The sequence below is a fragment of the Kitasatospora sp. GAS204B genome (genome assembly GCF_029892155.1).
In the GTDB taxonomy this organism is placed as follows: domain Bacteria; phylum Actinomycetota; class Actinomycetes; order Streptomycetales; family Streptomycetaceae; genus Kitasatospora.
The window spans coordinates 1-15087 of record NZ_JARZAG010000047.1 but is presented as its reverse complement, the minus strand read 5'-3'; the positions used below and the strand labels follow the sequence as shown (position 1 = coordinate 15087).

The window sequence follows — 15087 nt, the reverse complement described above, 5'->3', positions numbered from 1 at the left end:
ACGCGGTGCTTGATTGACTACGTGTCACATGGCTGCGGCGTGAACTACCGCGCGCGGCTCAGGGTGCGCAGCGCCGCCTTCAGCAGCGCGCCGACGTCGGTGCTCCGCTGCGCCTCGGCCTCCGGTGTCACCGCGACCACCGCCTCCTCGGCCTCGCGCGGAGCGTAGCCCAGGCCGACCAGCGCGGCGTGCAGCTGCTCGCTCCACGGCGCAGGACCGGCGGCGAGCGGCTTCTGGGCGGGCACGGCACCGCTCGGGGCGCCCAGCTTGTTCTTGTACTCCAGCAGCAACTTGGCCGCCTTGGCCTTGCCGATCCCGGGCACCTGGATCAGCGCCCGCTCGTCCCCGTTGGCCACCGCGAGGCGCAGCGCGTCGGGGCTGTGCACGGCGAGCATCGCCTGCGCCACCCGCGGGCCCACCCCGGGGGCGGCCTGCAGCACCTCGAAGGTGGCCCGCTCGTCGTCGTCCGCGAAGCCGTACAGGGTGAGCGAGTCCTCCCGCACCACCAGCGAGGTGGCCAGCCTGGCCGGCTCGCCGAGGCGCAGCGCGGCCAGCGTGTTGGGCGTGCACTGCACCGCCATACCGACCCCGCCGACCTCGACCACGGCGGTGCCGGGAGCGAGGGCCGCCACGGGACCCTGGACGAAGGCGATCACGGGCGGTACTCCTTGGGTCGGGTGGTCGTGGTGGTGCGGGCCAGCGCGGCCGCGATCTTGTCGGTGGCCGTGCCGCGCCAGATGTGGCAGATCGCCAGCGCCAACGCGTCCGCGGCATCGGCCGGCTTCGGGGGTGCGTCCAGCCGCAGCAGCCGGGTCACCATCGCCGTGACCTGCGCCTTGTCGGCCCGGCCCGAGCCCGTGACGGCGGCCTTGACCTCACTGGGCGTGTGCAGCACCACCGGCAGGCCGCGCCGGCTGGCGCAGAGCATGGCGACCGCGCTGGCCTGCGCCGTCCCCATCACGGTGCGCACGTTGTGCTGCGCGAAGACCCGCTCGATGGCGACGATGTCGGGGCGGTGGGCGTCCAGCCACTGCTCCAGGCCGTCCTCGATGGCCAGCAGCCGGCGCGGGACCTCCTCCTCGGCGGGGGTGCGCACCACCCCGACGCCGATCATCCGCAGCGGCCGGCCCGGCGCACCGTCGACCACGCCGACGCCGCACCTGGTCAGCCCCGGGTCCACGCCCAGTACCCGCACGCTCCCACCCTCCGTCAGTCCCGCCTGCTCAGACCCCAGAGACAGACCCTAGCGGGCACCTGCGACAACCCCCCGACAACCCCTCAGACGACACCGGCCCGGCGGTCCAGGCGGACCACCGGGCCGGAGAGCACGTCACCTCACTCGGCGTCGAGCTGCGCACCCACCTCGTCGGAGATGTCGAAGTTGGCGAAGACGTTCTGCACGTCGTCGCTGTCCTCCAGCGCGTCGATCAGCTTGAGGATCTTGCGGGCGCCGTCCACGTCCAGCTCGACCTGCATGCTGGGCACGAAGTTGGCGTCGGCCGAGTCGTAGTCGAGCCCGCCGTCCACCAGCGCGGTGCGCACCGCGACCATGTCGGTCGCCTCGGAGACCACCTCGAGGGTGTCGCCGAGGTCGTTGACCTCCTCGACGTCGACGCCGGCCTCGAGCACGACCTCGAGGACCTTGTCCTCGTCCACGCCGTCGCTCTTCGGGACGATCACCACGCCCTTGCGGTTGAACAGGTACGACACCGAGCCCGGGTCGGCCATCGAGCCGCCGTTGCGGGTCATCGCCACCCGCACGTCGGAGGCGGCGCGGTTGCGGTTGTCGGTGAGGCACTCGATCAGCACCGCGACACCGTTGGGGCCGTAGCCCTCGTACATGATCGTCGAGTAGTCGGCCCCGCCGGCCTCCAGGCCGCCACCGCGCTTGACCGCGCGGTTGATGTTGTCGATCGGGACCGAGCTCTTCTTGGCCTTCTGGATGGCGTCGTAGAGCGTCGGGTTGCCGGCCGGGTCGGGACCGCCGGTCTTCGCCGCCACCTCGATGTTCTTGATCATCTTGGCGAAGAGCTTGCCGCGCTTGGCGTCGATCACGGCCTTCTTGTGCTTGGTGGTAGCCCACTTAGAGTGGCCGGACATCACCAGCTCCTTTACGTCGCCAAAGGGAAATGAAACAGGGGAGATCCTACCGGTGTCGGGACGGCGCACCTGGCACCGGTCAGGCGCCCGCCGTTTCCCGGGCCTGCTCGACCATCCGCACGAAGAGCGCGTGCACCCGGTGATCACCCGTCAGCTCCGGGTGGAAGGAGGTGGCCAGCAGGTTACCCTGGCGCACCGCCACGATCCGGCTGTCGGCACCGTCGGCGGCCGGCAGCTCGGCCAGCACCTCGACCTGGGCGCCCACCGACTCGACCCACGGCGCGCGGATGAAGACACCGTGCACCGGCTCGCCCTCGAAGCCCGTGAAGTCGATCGCGGACTCGAAGGACTCGTTCTGCCGGCCGAAGGCGTTGCGCCGCACCGTCATGTCGATGCCGCCGACGCTCTGCTGGTCGTCCCGGCCGTCCAGGATCTTCTCGGCCAGCATGATCATGCCCGCGCACGAGCCGTAGACCGGCATCCCGGCGGCCACCCGGGCGCGCAACGGCTCCATCAGGCCGAAGGCCAGCGCCAGGTTGGACATGGTGGTGGACTCGCCGCCCGGTATGACCAGGGCGTCGACGGCGGCCAGCTCCTCGGGCCGACGGACCGGGCGGGCCAGGGCGTCCGCCTCGGCGAGCGCGATCAGGTGCTCGCGGACATCGCCCTGCAGGGCCAGGACGCCGATCACGGGGGTGCTGCTGGACACGGTGGACTACCTTCTTCGCGCTTCGTTCTTCGCAGGGTTCGCGGGGGGATGTGCGACGGTCCGCCGCACCAGCTTCGGCGCGGCGGACCGGACGGACGGGAGTGACTACCAGCCGCGGTTCGCGTAGCGCTCGCTCTCCGGCAGGGTGTCGCAGTTGATGCCGACCATGGCCTCGCCCAGGCCGCGCGAGACGTCCGCGATCACCTTCGGGTCGTCGAAGAAGGTGGTGGCCTTGACCACGGCGGCGGCGCGCTTGGCCGGGTCGCCGGACTTGAAGATGCCCGAGCCGACGAAGACGCCCTCGGCGCCCAGCTGCATCATCAGCGCGGCGTCGGCCGGGGTGGCCACGCCACCGGCGGAGAACAGCACGACCGGGAGCTTGCCCAGCTGCGCGACCTCCTTGACCAGCTCGTACGGGGCCTGGAGGTTCTTGGCCGCGACGTACAGCTCGTTCTCGTCGAGGGTGGTCAGGCGGCGGATGTCGGAGTTGATCTGGCGCATGTGGCGCACGGCCTCGACCACGTTGCCGGTGCCGGCCTCGCCCTTGGAGCGGATCATCGCCGCACCCTCGGCGATCCGGCGCAGCGCCTCACCGAGGTTGGTGGCACCGCAGACGAAGGGGGTGGTGAAGGCCCACTTGTCCGAGTGGTTGACCTCGTCGGCCGGGGTGAGCACCTCGGACTCGTCGATGTAGTCGACGCCGAGCGCCTGGAGCACCTGGGCCTCGACGAAGTGGCCGATCCGGGACTTCGCCATGACCGGGATGGAGACGGCGTTGATGATGCCGTCGATCATGTCCGGGTCGGACATCCGAGCCACGCCGCCGTCCTTGCGGATGTCGGCGGGGACCCGCTCGAGCGCCATGACCGCGACGGCACCCGCGTCCTCGGCGATCTTGGCCTGCTCGGCGTTGACCACGTCCATGATCACACCGCCCTTGAGCTGCTCGGCCATGCCGCGCTTGACCCGGGCGGTACCGATCTGCGGCTGGTCGGCGGAAGCGGGAGTGCTGGTGGACACGTGAGACCTCACTCGAAGACGAATCGGTGTGCTATCGCCCCATGGTAGGCCGTTCGGGTAAGTGATCGATGCGCCACCCGGTCCAGACGTGCCCGATCCATACGCCAAACAGGCCGTAGGTCCCACCCTGCGCGACCAGGTACGGTACCGCCCCGAGCCCGTCCCGAGCCCGTCCCCGGCAGCAGCTAGGCGGGCGAGCCCTGCGGGAGCAGCGCCGCCGGCGGCTCGTCGTCCATCTCGAAGGCCAGCGGGAACGGCGCCCGCCCGGCCAGCCGGAAGTAGCGCACCAGTCGATGCGTCCGCACCGCGCGCGCCGCCCGCACCGCGTCGTTGTGGAACCGACGGGCCATCGGCACCCGGCGCACCGCCGAGGTCAGGTCGCGCAGCGCCTCCTCGCCACCGGGCGCCGCGCGCAACTCCGCCGCCTGCTCGGGCTCGGCGAAGACCGCCCGCAGCGCCTGGCTCAAGTCGCTCTCCGCCACCTCCCGGTGCTCCTCGTCGGCCTGCCGCGCGGCGTGCGAAGCCTCGTACAGCACGAGCGAGGTGGCCGGGTCGAGCAGCGAGGAGGTGGCCAACTCCTGCGCCACCGAGGCGCGTCGAAGCAACTGCGCGTCCAACGCCGCCCGCGCGGCGTCGATCCGCGCGTGCAGCCGGTCGAGTCGGCCCGCGGTCCAGCTCAGGTAGACCGCGACGAGCACCACGGCGATCGCGGCCCAGATCCAGGTAGTCACGAGGCGCTACGCTACCGGCCCTGCGACAGCCCGAGCCGCTCGCGCCAGCTGGTCCGGTCGTCCTCGCGCACCTTGGGCGCGCCGCCCGTCCCGTCGGCGACCGTCTCGTAGACCGCCAGGATGTCCGCGCCGACCGTCTCCCAGTCGAACCGCCGGACATGCGCGGCCGCCGCCGTGCGCAGCTCGGCCAACCGCACCGGGTCGCCCAGCAGCCGCACCGCCGCCTCGGCCAGCGCCGCCGGGTCCGCCACCGCGAACAGCTCCCCCGCCTGCCCGCCGTCCAGCACCTGGGCGAACGCGTCCAGGTCGCTGGCCAGTACCGGAGCCGCCGCCGACATCGCCTCCACCAGGATGATCCCGAAGCTCTCGCCCCCGGTGTTGGGCGCCACGTACAGGTCGACGCTGCGCAGCAGCCGCGCCTTCTCCTCGTCGCTGACCATGCCGAGGAACTCCACGTGGGCCCGCACCTCGGGCGCCAGCCCCGCGACGGCCTCCTCCTCGTCACCCTTGCCGGCCACCAGCAGCCGCACCTCGGGGCGCGCCGCGATGATCGCCGGCAGCGCGGCCAGCAGCGACGGCAGGCCCTTGCGCGGCTCGTTGATCCGGCCGATGAAGCCGATCGTGCCGCCGGTCCAGCGCGGGTCGGGCTCGGCCCGGGCGAAGAACGAGACGTCCACCCCGTTCGGGATCACCACGGCGTCCCCGCCCAGGTGCTCCACCAGGGTGCGCCGCGCGTACTCGCTCACCGCGATCCGGGCGCTGATCTTCTCCAGCGCCGGCTGCAGGATCGGCGAGGCCGCGATCATCGCCCGCGAACGCGGGTTGGAGGTGTGGAAGGTGGCCACCATCGGCCCGGTCGCCGCCCAGGCCGCCAGCATCGACAGGCTCGGCGAGGCCGGCTCGTGCACGTGCAGGATGTCGAACTCGCCGTCCCGCAGCCAGCGCCGCACCCGGGTCGCCGAGATGATCCCGAAACTCAGCCGGGCCACCGACCCGTTGTAGGGGACGGCCACCGCCCGGCCCGCCGAGACCACGTACCCGGGCAGTGCCGACTCGTCGTCGGCCGGCGCCAGCACCGAGACCTTGTGCCCAAGACCGATCAGGTGCTCGGCCAGGTCCCGGATGTGGAACTGCACGCCCCCGGGGACGTCCCAGTCGTACGGGCAGACGATACCGATCTTCATCGCGGCTCCCCCTGCTGGGCACGGGGCGACGGTTCGGCTGACGTCTCGTCAGCAGCAGCCTGTGGCTGAGGAGTTGACGGCAGATCGGCCAGCCAGAAGCGCTGCAGCATGTGCCAGTCCTGCGGATGCCGCGCGATCCCCGCCGCCCAGATGTCCGCCATCGCCTGCGTCATCGCCGACTTGGCCGCCTGCCGGTCCAGCTCGGCCGGCGCCTCGACCGGCGGGTGGATCCGAGCCCGCTGCACCGGCCCGTCGTACCAGAGCGTCACGGGCAGCAGCGCCGCCCCGGTCCGCTGGGCCAGCGCCGCCGGGCCGGCCGGCATCCGGGTGGTCTCGCCGAAGAAGTCCACCGGCAGCCCGGCCGCCGACAGGTCCCGGTCCCCGACCAGGCAGATCAGCTTGCCCTCGCGAAGCCGCCGGGCCAGCGTGCCGATCACCGAGATGTCGCTGCCGGTCAGCGCCAGCACCTCCATCCCCAGGCCCTCGCGGTAGGCCACGAAGCGGTCGAAGAGCGACTCCGGCTTCAGCCGCTCGGCGACCGTGGTGAAGTTGAAGCCCAGGTGCCGCACCACCCAGGCGCCGGCCAGGTCCCAGTTCCCCATGTGCGGCAGCGTTATGATCGCGCCCCGCCCGGACTCCATCGCCGCCACCAGGTGCTCGATGCCGTCCACCTGCATCCGGTCGGCGATCTTGCGGTCGTTCCACACCGGCAGCCGGAACGACTCCATCCAGTAGCGCAGGTAGGAGCGCATCCCGGCGCGCGACAGCTCGCGCAGCTCGGCCGGCGAGGCCTGCGGCCGCACCCGGGCCAGGTTCTTCTCCAGCTGGTGCACCCCGCGCCCCTGCCGCCGCCAGACCGCATCCGCGATCCGGTCACCGAGCACCCCCACCACCGGCTCCGGCAGCAGCTTCAGAACCGCCCAGCCCGCGGCGTACCCGGACTCGACCAGCTTCTCGCGCATCCGGCTGCCTCAACTCTCCCGTGCGGTTGTGGTTCCCTGTGCGGCGAGCGCCGCCGCCTCGAAGGCCTCCCGGCGCACCGTCAGCATCCGCTGCAGCACCGTGACCACGCTGCCCGCACCGACCAGCCAGAGCGCCACCGGCAGCAGCCACTCGATGTACGGCACCCCGAAGGTGTGCAGACCCGCCAGTCCGGCCGCCACCAGCGTGATCACCAGCCGCTCGGCCCGCTCCACCAGCCCCGACACGTCACAGGGCAGCCCCAGGCTCTCCGCCCGGGCCTTGGTGTACGACACCACCTGGCCGCTCGCCAGGCAGAGCACCGACACCGCGCAGAGCAGGTCGTTGTCACCCTTGCCCGCGTACCAGAGCGCCAGACCGCCGAAGATCGCCGCGTCCGCCACCCGGTCCAGCGTGGAGTCCAGGAACGCCCCCCACTTGTTGGAGGTGCCCGCCTGCCGGGCCATGTTCCCGTCCACCAGGTCCGAGAAGATGAACAGGGTGATCGTGATCGTTCCCCAGAAGAACTGCCCGCGCGGGAAGAAGACCAGCGCACCGGCCACCGAGCCGGCCGTGCCGACCAGGGTCACCGCGTCCGGGCTGACCCCCCAGCGCAGCAGCAGCGCGGCGAACGGCGTCAGGACACGTGTGAAGAAGGCACGCGCGTATTTGTTGAGCATGGCCTTCCCGACCGCTCCGATCTCACTGCAGGGAGTACACCGGCGGCCATCAGCTGCGGCAGCACCGGGCGGCCGGGCGGATCAGCCCACCCGGCGTGACCCATGGTATCCAGGCCGCCAGGCCCGCTCGGCCGCCCCACACCCGATCGGCGTCGGCGGGCCGTGCTACCCGCGCTACGGTCGGCCCGGCAGCGCGCAGGCCGCCGTGCCGCCCGGCATCCGGTGCCGGTAGCGGGCCACCAGCCGGTACACCGCCGCCGCCACCGGCCGCACGGGCGCCAACCGCAGCACCGCACCCAGGTACGCCCAGACGTTCCCCGACCGCAGCAGCAGCTTCGCCACCGCCTGCGCACCGCCGTACACCTCCCCCGTCGGCGTGACCCAGAGCACCTCACGCTCCGCCCGCTCCCGGGTGACACCCAACGCCGCGAGATCGGCGAACTGCAGCGGCTCGGCCGTCCAACCCCCCGAGGCCAGCGTCTGCCGCAGATACCGCTCGGCGATCCGCACGCACGAGGAGCAGAACGCGCAGTCACCGTCGAAGACCAGCACCGGATCAGGGGCCTGGACGAGGGCTTCCTCAGTCACCATGGCATCGATCCTGCACCATCCGGATCGAACCGGCGGTATCGGGGGAAGACTCGCCCCACACCGTCCTGATGACGGTGATTCAGGCGATCATCAACCTGACCGGTCGGTGGCGCGATACCCTGCCGCTGACAGGGGAGGAGGGGAGGCCGCAGCCATGAGCAAGCTCGACATGACCCCCGGGGCGCAGATACCCCGGACCGACGCCGGGCCGCAGACCGCGGTCACCCAGGCGCTCTCGTCGCTCGCCTACCGGGACGGCAATCTGGACGACTTCGTCGCCGCCGTGCAGGAGGGCGTCACCGGCAAGAAGGGCCGCTTCAAGCTGATGGCCCCCAACGTCGGCGAGGCCTTCAGCAAGGCCGTGATCGCCCGGACCCTGGGCGCCGGACGCAAACCCATCGTGCCCTCGTTCGGCACCGAGCCCCGGATGGTGGTCGAGCACTGCCTGGCCGCCGAGGCGCTGCGGGACACCCGCGACCGCCGGCTGATGCTGGTCACCGTGCTCACCGGCGTCCTCTTCCTGCCCGGCACGCTGCTCTGGCTCGCCGCCTTCCGGATGCGCTTGTGGCTGAGCTCGGCGAGCTCGCGGCGGGAGGGCCTGTACGGACCGCTGGTGCTGGTCCTGCTGCTCGGCCTGGCCGCGCTGCTCGCGCTGCGGCCCCCGGTCGGCGGCCCGCTCGGCGTCTACTGCCGGGTGGTCATGCTGATGCCCGTGCTCGGCTGGTTCATCGCCAAGCGGATCTGCCTGGTCTTCGTGCGGGACATGCGGGAGCGCTGGACCGACGTCATCGACGGCGGTGCCGTCGCCGTCGTCCCGCAGGCCGTCCCGCGCAACGACCAGGACGAGCGCGCCGCCCAGCTCAAGACCCAGCTCACCCAGCTCTCGCTGGAGCAGGACACCAACGTCCTGCACTACGCCGGCGCCAACGGGATACTCGGCCTCGGCAAGCGCTGGGGTTCCTGGGAGATGGTCGAGGACCTCAAGCCCGCCGAGGGCCATGAGGAGTTCCGCTCCTTCCACACCTGGGACCTGGTCAAGAAGATCACCGACCGGCTCAACGGCCTCGGGCGCAGCGGCGTCGGCAACGGCGCCGTGCCGCACTCCTCGGTCGAGCAGTGGGTGATCATGGAGGTCGGCGCCGGCGCGGACGAGATCGGCCGCCCCGGCGGGCCCGACATGGACGGCCCGCGGATGCGCGACCACGCCGTGGTCAGCGTCGCCAACCGCCAGGGCTTCGGCCTCGACGGCCCCCGCCACTACCTGGGCACCCAGTTCGTCCTCAACAAGGGCCGGCTGATCGTCAGCGTGCTGGTCACCGTCACCGTGCTCAGCAACACCCTGCGGGTCTCGGTCAACGGCCACACCCTCGGCCCGGTCCCCGGCCTCTTCCACGACAAGCCCAAGGCCAAGGAGCGCACCGAGGCCAAGACCGGCAAGTTCTGGGAGGAGCGGACCGTCACCCTGCCGCTGATCGACAACGACGAGGTGGTCCGCCAGGCCCTGCGGGCACCGTTCTGGCGGGCGCCCGGCCTGCTCGCCTGGCTCGGCGGCACGATGAAGCTCCCGGAACCCTTCGGCCTGCGCACCGCCTGGGCGACCGCGCCCTGGAACAGCCGCTTCATGGCCGACGACTCGATGCGGATCACCGCCCCCGTGGTCAGCGCGGTGCTCGCCGCGACGGTGGAGTTCCTGTCCGACCACGACATCAGCACCGACCGGTTCGCCAACCGCGGCCTGATCCTCAAGTCGGAGCTGCAGGGCGTGCGGCCGTTCAAGGCGGACGCCTACGACGCCGGCTGACCGAGCCGCGAAACCGTGAGCGGCCCCGGCACTCGTGACGAGTGCCGGGGCCGCTCACGGTGCTCTGCTCACCGGGCTGCGCTCACTGGGCCCTGCTCACACCTGCGGCCAGGCGTCGGCCAGCATCTTGCGGGTGTCCGCCAGCAGTTGGGGCAGCACCTTGGTGTGACCCACCACCGGCATGAAGTTGGTGTCCCCGCCCCAGCGCGGCACCACGTGCTGGTGCAGATGCGCCGCGATCCCCGCGCCGGCCGCACCGCCCTGGTTCATCCCGATGTTGAACCCGTGCGCCCCGGAGGCCGCCCGCAGCGCCGTCATCGCCTGCTTGGTGAGCAGCGCCAGCTCGACGGTCTCCTCGTCGGTCAACTCGGTGTAGTCGGCCACGTGCCGGTACGGGACCAGCATCAGGTGCCCGCCGTTGTACGGGTAGAGGTTGAGCACCGCGAAGACGTGCGTGCCACGGGTGACGATCAGCCCGTCCTCGTCGCTGAGCGAGGGGATCGAGCAGAACGGACACCCGTCGTCGGGAGCCGGTCCCGTGGGCTTGTTCTCACCCTGGATATAGGCCATCCGATGGGGCGTCCACAGGCGCTGGAAGCCGTCCGGCTCCCCGACGCCCTGCTGCAGTTCCGGCTCACTCGTCATGCCGATCAGCATATTCGCCCCACTGGGCCACCGAACCAGTGCGGGGCGGACTCCTGGTGAAAGGAGTCCGCCCCGCACTTCGGCTCAGCGGTCGGTCAGGTCGCGGTCAGACCTGGATCCGGCGCTGCACCGCGTCCACGATCTCCGCCACGGCCTCGGCGACCGGCACGCCGTTCTTCTGCTCACCACTGCGGTAGCGGAAGCTCACCGCGCCGGCCTCGACGTCGTCGTTGCCCGCGATCAGCATGAACGGGATCTTGTTCTTCTGCGCCGTCCTGATCTTCTTCTGCATCCGCTCGTCCGAGGCGTCCACCTCGACCCGGATCCCGTGCTTCTTCAGCTCGGCCGCCACCTCCTGCAGGTACGGCACGTGCTCCTCGGTGATCGGGATGCCGACCACCGTCACCGGCGCCAGCCACGGCGGCATCGCGCCCGCGTAGTGCTCCAGCAGCACCGCGAAGAAGCGCTCGATCGAGCCGAACAGCGCACGGTGGATCATCACAGGCCGCTGCCGGTTGCCGTCCGCGCCCTGGAACTCCAGCTCGAAGCGGTTCGGCAGCTGGAAGTCGACCTGGATGGTCGACATCTGCCAGGTCCGCCCGATCGCGTCCCGCGCCTGCACCGAGATCTTCGGGCCGTAGAAGGCCGCACCCTCGGGGTCCAGGACCAGTTCGAGGTTCTGCTTCTCGGCCGCCGCCCGCAGGGTCTCGGTGGCCTCCGCCCAGTCCTCGTCCGAGCCGATCGACTTCTCCGGGTCCCGGGTGGAGAGCTCCAGGTAGAAGTCGGTCAGGCCGTAGTCGCGCAGCAGGTCCAGCACGAAGGTGAGCAGCGAGTCCAGCTCACCGGCCATCTGCTCCTTGGTGCAGTAGATGTGCGCGTCGTCCTGGGTGAAGCCGCGGGCCCGGGTCAGGCCGTGCACCACACCGGACTTCTCGTACCGGTACACCGTGCCGAACTCGAAGAGCCGCAACGGCAGTTCACGGTAGGACCGACCGCGCGAGCGGTAGATCAGGTTGTGCATCGGGCAGTTCATCGGCTTGAGGTAGTAGTCGTTCTCGCCGTCGAGCTGCATGGGCGGGTACATGCCGTCGGCGTACCAGTCCAGGTGGCCGGAGAGCTCGAACAGGGTGCCCTTGGTGGCGTGCGGGGTGTAGACGAACTCGTAGCCCGCCTCCTCGTGCCGCTTGCGCGAGTAGTCCTCCATGGCCCGGCGCATCACGCCGCCCTTGGGGTGGAAGACCGCGAGGCCGGAGCCGATCTCCTCCGGGATGGAGAAGAGGTCCAGCTCGCTGCCGAGCTTGCGGTGGTCGCGCTTGGCGGCCTCGGTGAGGAAGTCCAGGTGCGCCTTCAGCTCGTCCTTGGTCGGCCAGGCGGTCCCGTAGAGGCGCTGGAGCTGCTTGTTCTTCTCGCTGCCCCGCCAGTACGCGGCGGCCGAGCGCATGATCTTGAACGCCGGGATCATCCGGGTGCTCGGCAGGTGCGGACCACGGCACAGGTCGCCCCAGCAGAACTCGCCGCTCTTCGGGTCGAGGTTGTCGTAGATGGTCAGCTCGCCGCTGCCCACCTCGACATCCGCGCCCTCGCCCGCGGTGGCGGCCGACCCCTTGAGCCCGATCAGCTCCAGCTTGTAGGGCTCGTTCGCCAGTTCCTCGCGCGCGGCGTCGTCGGTGACCACCCGGCGGGAGAACTTCTGCCCCCGCTTGATGATCTCCTGCATCTTCTTCTCGATGGCCTTGAGGTCATCGGGGTGGAACGGCTTCTCGACGTCGAAGTCGTAGTAGAAGCCGTCCTTGATCGGCGGGCCGATGCCCAGCTTGGCCTCGGGGAAGAGCTCCTGCACGGCCTGGGCCATCACGTGCGCGGTGGAGTGGCGCAGGATGTTGAGGCCGTCCTGGCTGGTGAGCTCGACGGGCTCGACCTCGTCGCCGTCCTGCACCTGGTAGGCCAGGTCCTTCAACGCACCCGCGACGCGCGCCGCGATCACCGCGCGGTCGTCGGCGAACAGCTCGGCGGCGGTAGTGCCCGTGGTCACCACGCGCTCTTCCCGATCGGGTTCGCGGTTGATGATTACCCGGACGTCCGTCACCGGTCTCTCCTGACGTGCTGGCTTGATGGGGCTTGACGAGGCGCAGCAGGTGCTGCGTTCCCCGATGGTACCGAGCCCGCCGCGCTCGCCGTGCACCTAGCCGTGCACCTGTCCATGCCCCGGCGGAGCCCGCGCCGGTTCGAGCCGGTTCGAGCGGGATTGAAGCGGTACGGCCCCGGGGTATCACCTGCTCAGCACCGCACCGTGAGCCGGTGCACCGTCAGTCCTCGACGGTGCACCAGGCCGGTCCGCGGGAGCGGTCGGTGGAGCTGAGGGGTGGTCATGATGGAGAGCCCGCACTGGTACGAAGGCCGACTGGCCTCCTTCGACACCGAGACCACCGGGGTGGACGTGGAGCAGGACCGCGTGGTGTCGGCCGCGCTGGTCCTGCAGTCCGCCCCGGACGCCCCGGTGGAGCGGCTGAGTTGGCTCGCCGATCCGGGGATCCCGATCCCGGACGGGGCCCGGGCCGTGCACGGGATAACCGACGAGCAGGTGCGGGCGCACGGCCGTTCGCCGGCGGTGGTGGCCGCGGAGATCGCCCGGGCGCTGGCCGAGCAGGCGCGCGCCGGGGTGCCGCTGGTGGTGATGAACGCTCCGTACGATCTGACGCTGCTGGACCGGGAGTTGCGCCGGCACCGGCAGAGCTCGCTGGCCTCGGCGCTGGCCGACGCCGAGCTCCTGGTGGTCGATCCGCGGGTGCTGGACAAGCATGTGGACCGCTACCGCAAGGGCCGTCGCACGCTGACCGACCTCTGCGCGCACTACGGCGTCGACCTGGCCGACGCGCACGACGCGGGCGCGGACGCGTGGGCCGCACTGCAGTTGGTCCGCGCGCTCGGTCGGCGACACCGCACCGCGCTGGGCGATCTCACGGTCGGCGAGCTGCACCGGCGGCAGGCCGTCTGGCACGCGGCTCAGGCACGTGGACTGCAGAACTGGTTCGACCGGTCCGGGACTCCGGAGCACGTCGACCGCTCCTGGCCGCTGCGCCCGGCCCGGTGCGCCGGCTGCGGAGTGCCGCTCGCCACGGCGCACCGCTGCGAGAGCGCGGCCTGAGACCACCGCGACAACGGCGCCGGAAGCAAACGCATCGGGCCCCAACTGCCAAGGCAGTTGGGGCCCGATGTTGTCCGGTGGGCGATACTGGGATCGAACCAGTGACCCCTTCGGTGTGAACGAAGTGCTCTCCCGCTGAGCTAATCGCCCGGGCAACGAGAAGAACGATAGCACCGTCCCGGGGGTGTCCCGCAACGCGGTTCCGACCGCCGCACCCCGCCCGCCGCCCGACACCGCGACAGCAGCCGCACGGGAAAGGCACGGTGACGAGCCCTCAGTTCCGATGAACTTCCGGCACCCTGCCGACAGCGACTTGTCCGCGACTTGCCGGGCGACTTGCCGGCGACTCGGAGAACAACAAAAAGGCGTAGGACTCCGGTCAATAAATAACCGGGGTCCTACGCCTTACTTGCAATCCGGTGGGCGATACTGGGATCGAACCAGTGACCCCTTCGGTGTGAACGAAGTGCTCTCCCGCTGAGCTAATCGCCCGGCTGCAGGGAAAACATTACCGCATCCCGAGGGGTGCTCCGTGCCACCCCCTCCCCCGCCACCGCGGACCGGCCTCCACCAGCCCGCCTGTCGCCACCCGTCACGATCCGTAGCCATTCCCGACACCTCGCAGACCGCCGCCCGGTCGGCGGCGATATCTACTTCCCGCCCGGTTCCGCTCCGGTTCCGAGCCAATGCGCAATGCGCCGGAAGGGTTACCGACGCCGCCCGAATCGGGACAGAGGGGTTTACATCGTCGCTGGGGGTGGGATGGTCCGTTCGCCGACGTGCGATTCCCCGAGCGCACACTGAGCGAAAGGCCCTGGCGCTTATGAACACCACGGTCAGCTGCGAGCTGCACCTGCGCCTCATCGTGTCCAGCGAGTCGTCACTGCCCGTCCCCGCGGGCCTGCGCTACGACACTGCCGACCCCTATGCCGTGCACGCCACCTTCCACACCGGTGCCGACGAGACCGTGGAGTGGGTGTTCGCCCGCGACCTCCTCGCGGAGGGACTGCACCGACCCACCGGGACCGGCGACGTCCGGGTGTGGCCGTCACGCAGTCACGGACAGGGAGTCGTCTGCATCGCGCTGTCTTCCCCGGAGGGGGAAGCCCTGCTGGAGGCCCCGGCCCGGGCGCTTGAGTCCTTCCTCAAGCGGACCGACGCCGCTGTCCCGCCCGGCACCGAGCACCGTCACTTCGACCTGGATCGGGAGCTGTCGCACATTCTCGCCGAGAGCTGAAGCGCCGGGGGCACTGCCCCGGATGCCGGTCGACCCCACGGGGTCGATCTACGGGTCGACGGTCAGGTCGACCTCTCAGGTGGCTGTCCTACTCGGGGGCACGGCCACCGATACCACCGCGCTTCGCGGTCTCGGGGCCGGTCGTCCAGGGTGTTCGCGGTGAGCGGCGCGAACACCCCGCCGAAGGCGCCCGGCGCCGGCTGGCTCTGCTGCACCAGGTCACCGCCGCCATCGGCCGCTCGCTCTCGGTCACCGACAGCGCGAAACAGCTCGCCGAGGCGCTG

The 15087-nt window shown here is 71.0% G+C and carries 15 protein-coding genes and 2 tRNA genes; 3 read left to right on the top strand and 14 right to left on the bottom strand.

Annotated elements, in window-relative coordinates; translation table 11 throughout:
• Positions 1 to 44: 44 nt before the first annotated feature.
• From ruvA to P3T41_RS35400, 10 genes are all read right to left on the bottom strand, one after another.
• Positions 45 to 656, bottom strand: coding sequence for a Holliday junction branch migration protein RuvA (gene ruvA, locus P3T41_RS35445; protein ID WP_280694771.1), 612 nt, complete (start codon positions 654 to 656; stop codon positions 45 to 47).
• A complete protein-coding gene (ruvC, locus tag P3T41_RS35440; protein WP_280694770.1) occupies positions 653 to 1195 on the bottom strand; it encodes a crossover junction endodeoxyribonuclease RuvC in 543 nt (180 codons plus the stop codon). The genes ruvA and ruvC overlap by 4 nt, the downstream gene beginning before the upstream one ends.
• 140 nt (positions 1196 to 1335) lie before the next feature.
• A complete protein-coding gene (locus P3T41_RS35435; RefSeq protein WP_280694769.1) occupies positions 1336 to 2100 on the bottom strand; it encodes a YebC/PmpR family DNA-binding transcriptional regulator in 765 nt (254 codons plus the stop codon).
• Between the two features lie 79 nt (positions 2101 to 2179).
• Entirely contained in the window at positions 2180 to 2809 is a 630-nt protein-coding gene (gene pdxT, locus P3T41_RS35430; RefSeq protein ID WP_280694768.1) for a pyridoxal 5'-phosphate synthase glutaminase subunit PdxT, read from the bottom strand.
• Between the two features lie 105 nt (positions 2810 to 2914).
• On the bottom strand, positions 2915 to 3829 hold the full coding sequence (gene pdxS, locus P3T41_RS35425) for a pyridoxal 5'-phosphate synthase lyase subunit PdxS (RefSeq protein WP_280694767.1): 915 nt from the start codon (positions 3827 to 3829) through the stop codon (positions 2915 to 2917).
• A gap of 185 nt (positions 3830 to 4014) precedes the next feature.
• Positions 4015 to 4560, bottom strand: coding sequence for a hypothetical protein (locus P3T41_RS35420; RefSeq protein WP_280694766.1), 546 nt, complete (start codon positions 4558 to 4560; stop codon positions 4015 to 4017).
• 11 nt (positions 4561 to 4571) lie between these two features.
• Positions 4572 to 5744 carry a glycosyltransferase family 4 protein gene (locus P3T41_RS35415; protein ID WP_280694765.1) on the bottom strand — a complete coding sequence of 391 codons (1173 nt, stop codon included), beginning with the start codon at positions 5742 to 5744 and terminating at the stop codon, positions 4572 to 4574.
• Positions 5741 to 6706: a phosphatidylinositol mannoside acyltransferase gene (locus tag P3T41_RS35410; protein ID WP_280694764.1), complete on the bottom strand. Its 966-nt coding sequence runs from the start codon at positions 6704 to 6706 to the stop codon at positions 5741 to 5743. The genes P3T41_RS35415 and P3T41_RS35410 overlap by 4 nt, the downstream gene beginning before the upstream one ends.
• Positions 6707 to 6715: 9 nt before the next feature.
• Positions 6716 to 7384 carry a phosphatidylinositol phosphate synthase gene (pgsA, locus tag P3T41_RS35405; RefSeq protein ID WP_280694763.1) on the bottom strand — a complete coding sequence of 223 codons (669 nt, stop codon included), beginning with the start codon at positions 7382 to 7384 and terminating at the stop codon, positions 6716 to 6718.
• 174 nt (positions 7385 to 7558) lie between these two features.
• Positions 7559 to 7975, bottom strand: a complete 417-nt coding sequence (locus P3T41_RS35400; RefSeq protein WP_280694762.1) for a DUF393 domain-containing protein — start codon at positions 7973 to 7975, stop codon at positions 7559 to 7561.
• A 154-nt stretch (positions 7976 to 8129) separates the two neighbouring features.
• Here P3T41_RS35400 and P3T41_RS35395 point away from each other — a divergent pair, with 154 nt between their 5' ends.
• Positions 8130 to 9776, top strand: a complete 1647-nt coding sequence (locus P3T41_RS35395) for a hypothetical protein (RefSeq protein WP_280694761.1) — start codon at positions 8130 to 8132, stop codon at positions 9774 to 9776.
• 96 nt (positions 9777 to 9872) lie between these two features.
• On the opposite strand, the gene P3T41_RS35390 is transcribed toward P3T41_RS35395, so the two are convergent.
• The gene (locus P3T41_RS35390; RefSeq protein WP_280694760.1) at positions 9873 to 10433 is read right to left on the bottom strand and encodes an HIT domain-containing protein; all 561 of its coding nucleotides are present in this window, start codon (positions 10431 to 10433) and stop codon (positions 9873 to 9875) included.
• A 94-nt stretch (positions 10434 to 10527) separates the two neighbouring features.
• Positions 10528 to 12507, bottom strand: a complete 1980-nt coding sequence (thrS, locus tag P3T41_RS35385) for a threonine--tRNA ligase (RefSeq protein WP_280694759.1) — start codon at positions 12505 to 12507, stop codon at positions 10528 to 10530.
• Between the two features lie 282 nt (positions 12508 to 12789).
• On the opposite strand from thrS, the gene P3T41_RS35380 reads away from it, so the two are divergent.
• Positions 12790 to 13566 carry an exonuclease domain-containing protein gene (locus P3T41_RS35380; protein WP_280694758.1) on the top strand — a complete coding sequence of 259 codons (777 nt, stop codon included), beginning with the start codon at positions 12790 to 12792 and terminating at the stop codon, positions 13564 to 13566.
• Positions 13567 to 13644: 78 nt separating this feature from the next.
• Here the strand turns inward: P3T41_RS35380 and P3T41_RS35375 are convergent.
• Together P3T41_RS35375 and P3T41_RS35370 are read right to left on the bottom strand one after the other, a co-directional pair.
• A tRNA-Val gene (locus P3T41_RS35375) sits at positions 13645 to 13716 on the bottom strand.
• 270 nt (positions 13717 to 13986) lie between these two features.
• Positions 13987 to 14058, bottom strand: a tRNA-Val gene (locus P3T41_RS35370).
• Positions 14059 to 14389: 331 nt separating this feature from the next.
• Between P3T41_RS35370 and P3T41_RS35365 the strand changes: the two genes are divergently transcribed.
• Complete coding sequence (locus tag P3T41_RS35365) at positions 14390 to 14803, top strand: SsgA family sporulation/cell division regulator (protein WP_030056266.1); 414 nt, start codon at positions 14390 to 14392, stop codon at positions 14801 to 14803.
• The last annotated feature ends 284 nt before the right edge of the window (positions 14804 to 15087 follow it).

What these genes read in the sequence shown, in the direction of transcription:
- pgsA (WP_280694763.1), bottom strand. Translation starts at nt 7,384, where the DNA reads ATGCTCAACAAATACGCGCGTGCCTTCTTCACACGTGTCCTGACGCCG.
- P3T41_RS35400 (WP_280694762.1), bottom strand. Translation starts at nt 7,975, where the DNA reads ATGGTGACTGAGGAAGCCCTCGTCCAGGCCCCTGATCCGGTGCTGGTC.
- P3T41_RS35395 (WP_280694761.1), top strand. Translation starts at nt 8,130, where the DNA reads ATGAGCAAGCTCGACATGACCCCCGGGGCGCAGATACCCCGGACCGAC.
- P3T41_RS35435 (WP_280694769.1), bottom strand. Translation starts at nt 2,100, where the DNA reads ATGTCCGGCCACTCTAAGTGGGCTACCACCAAGCACAAGAAGGCCGTG.
- P3T41_RS35410 (WP_280694764.1), bottom strand. Translation starts at nt 6,706, where the DNA reads ATGCGCGAGAAGCTGGTCGAGTCCGGGTACGCCGCGGGCTGGGCGGTT.
- P3T41_RS35380 (WP_280694758.1), top strand. Translation starts at nt 12,790, where the DNA reads ATGATGGAGAGCCCGCACTGGTACGAAGGCCGACTGGCCTCCTTCGAC.
- P3T41_RS35365 (WP_030056266.1), top strand. Translation starts at nt 14,390, where the DNA reads ATGAACACCACGGTCAGCTGCGAGCTGCACCTGCGCCTCATCGTGTCC.
- P3T41_RS35390 (WP_280694760.1), bottom strand. Translation starts at nt 10,433, where the DNA reads ATGCTGATCGGCATGACGAGTGAGCCGGAACTGCAGCAGGGCGTCGGG.
- P3T41_RS35415 (WP_280694765.1), bottom strand. Translation starts at nt 5,744, where the DNA reads ATGAAGATCGGTATCGTCTGCCCGTACGACTGGGACGTCCCCGGGGGC.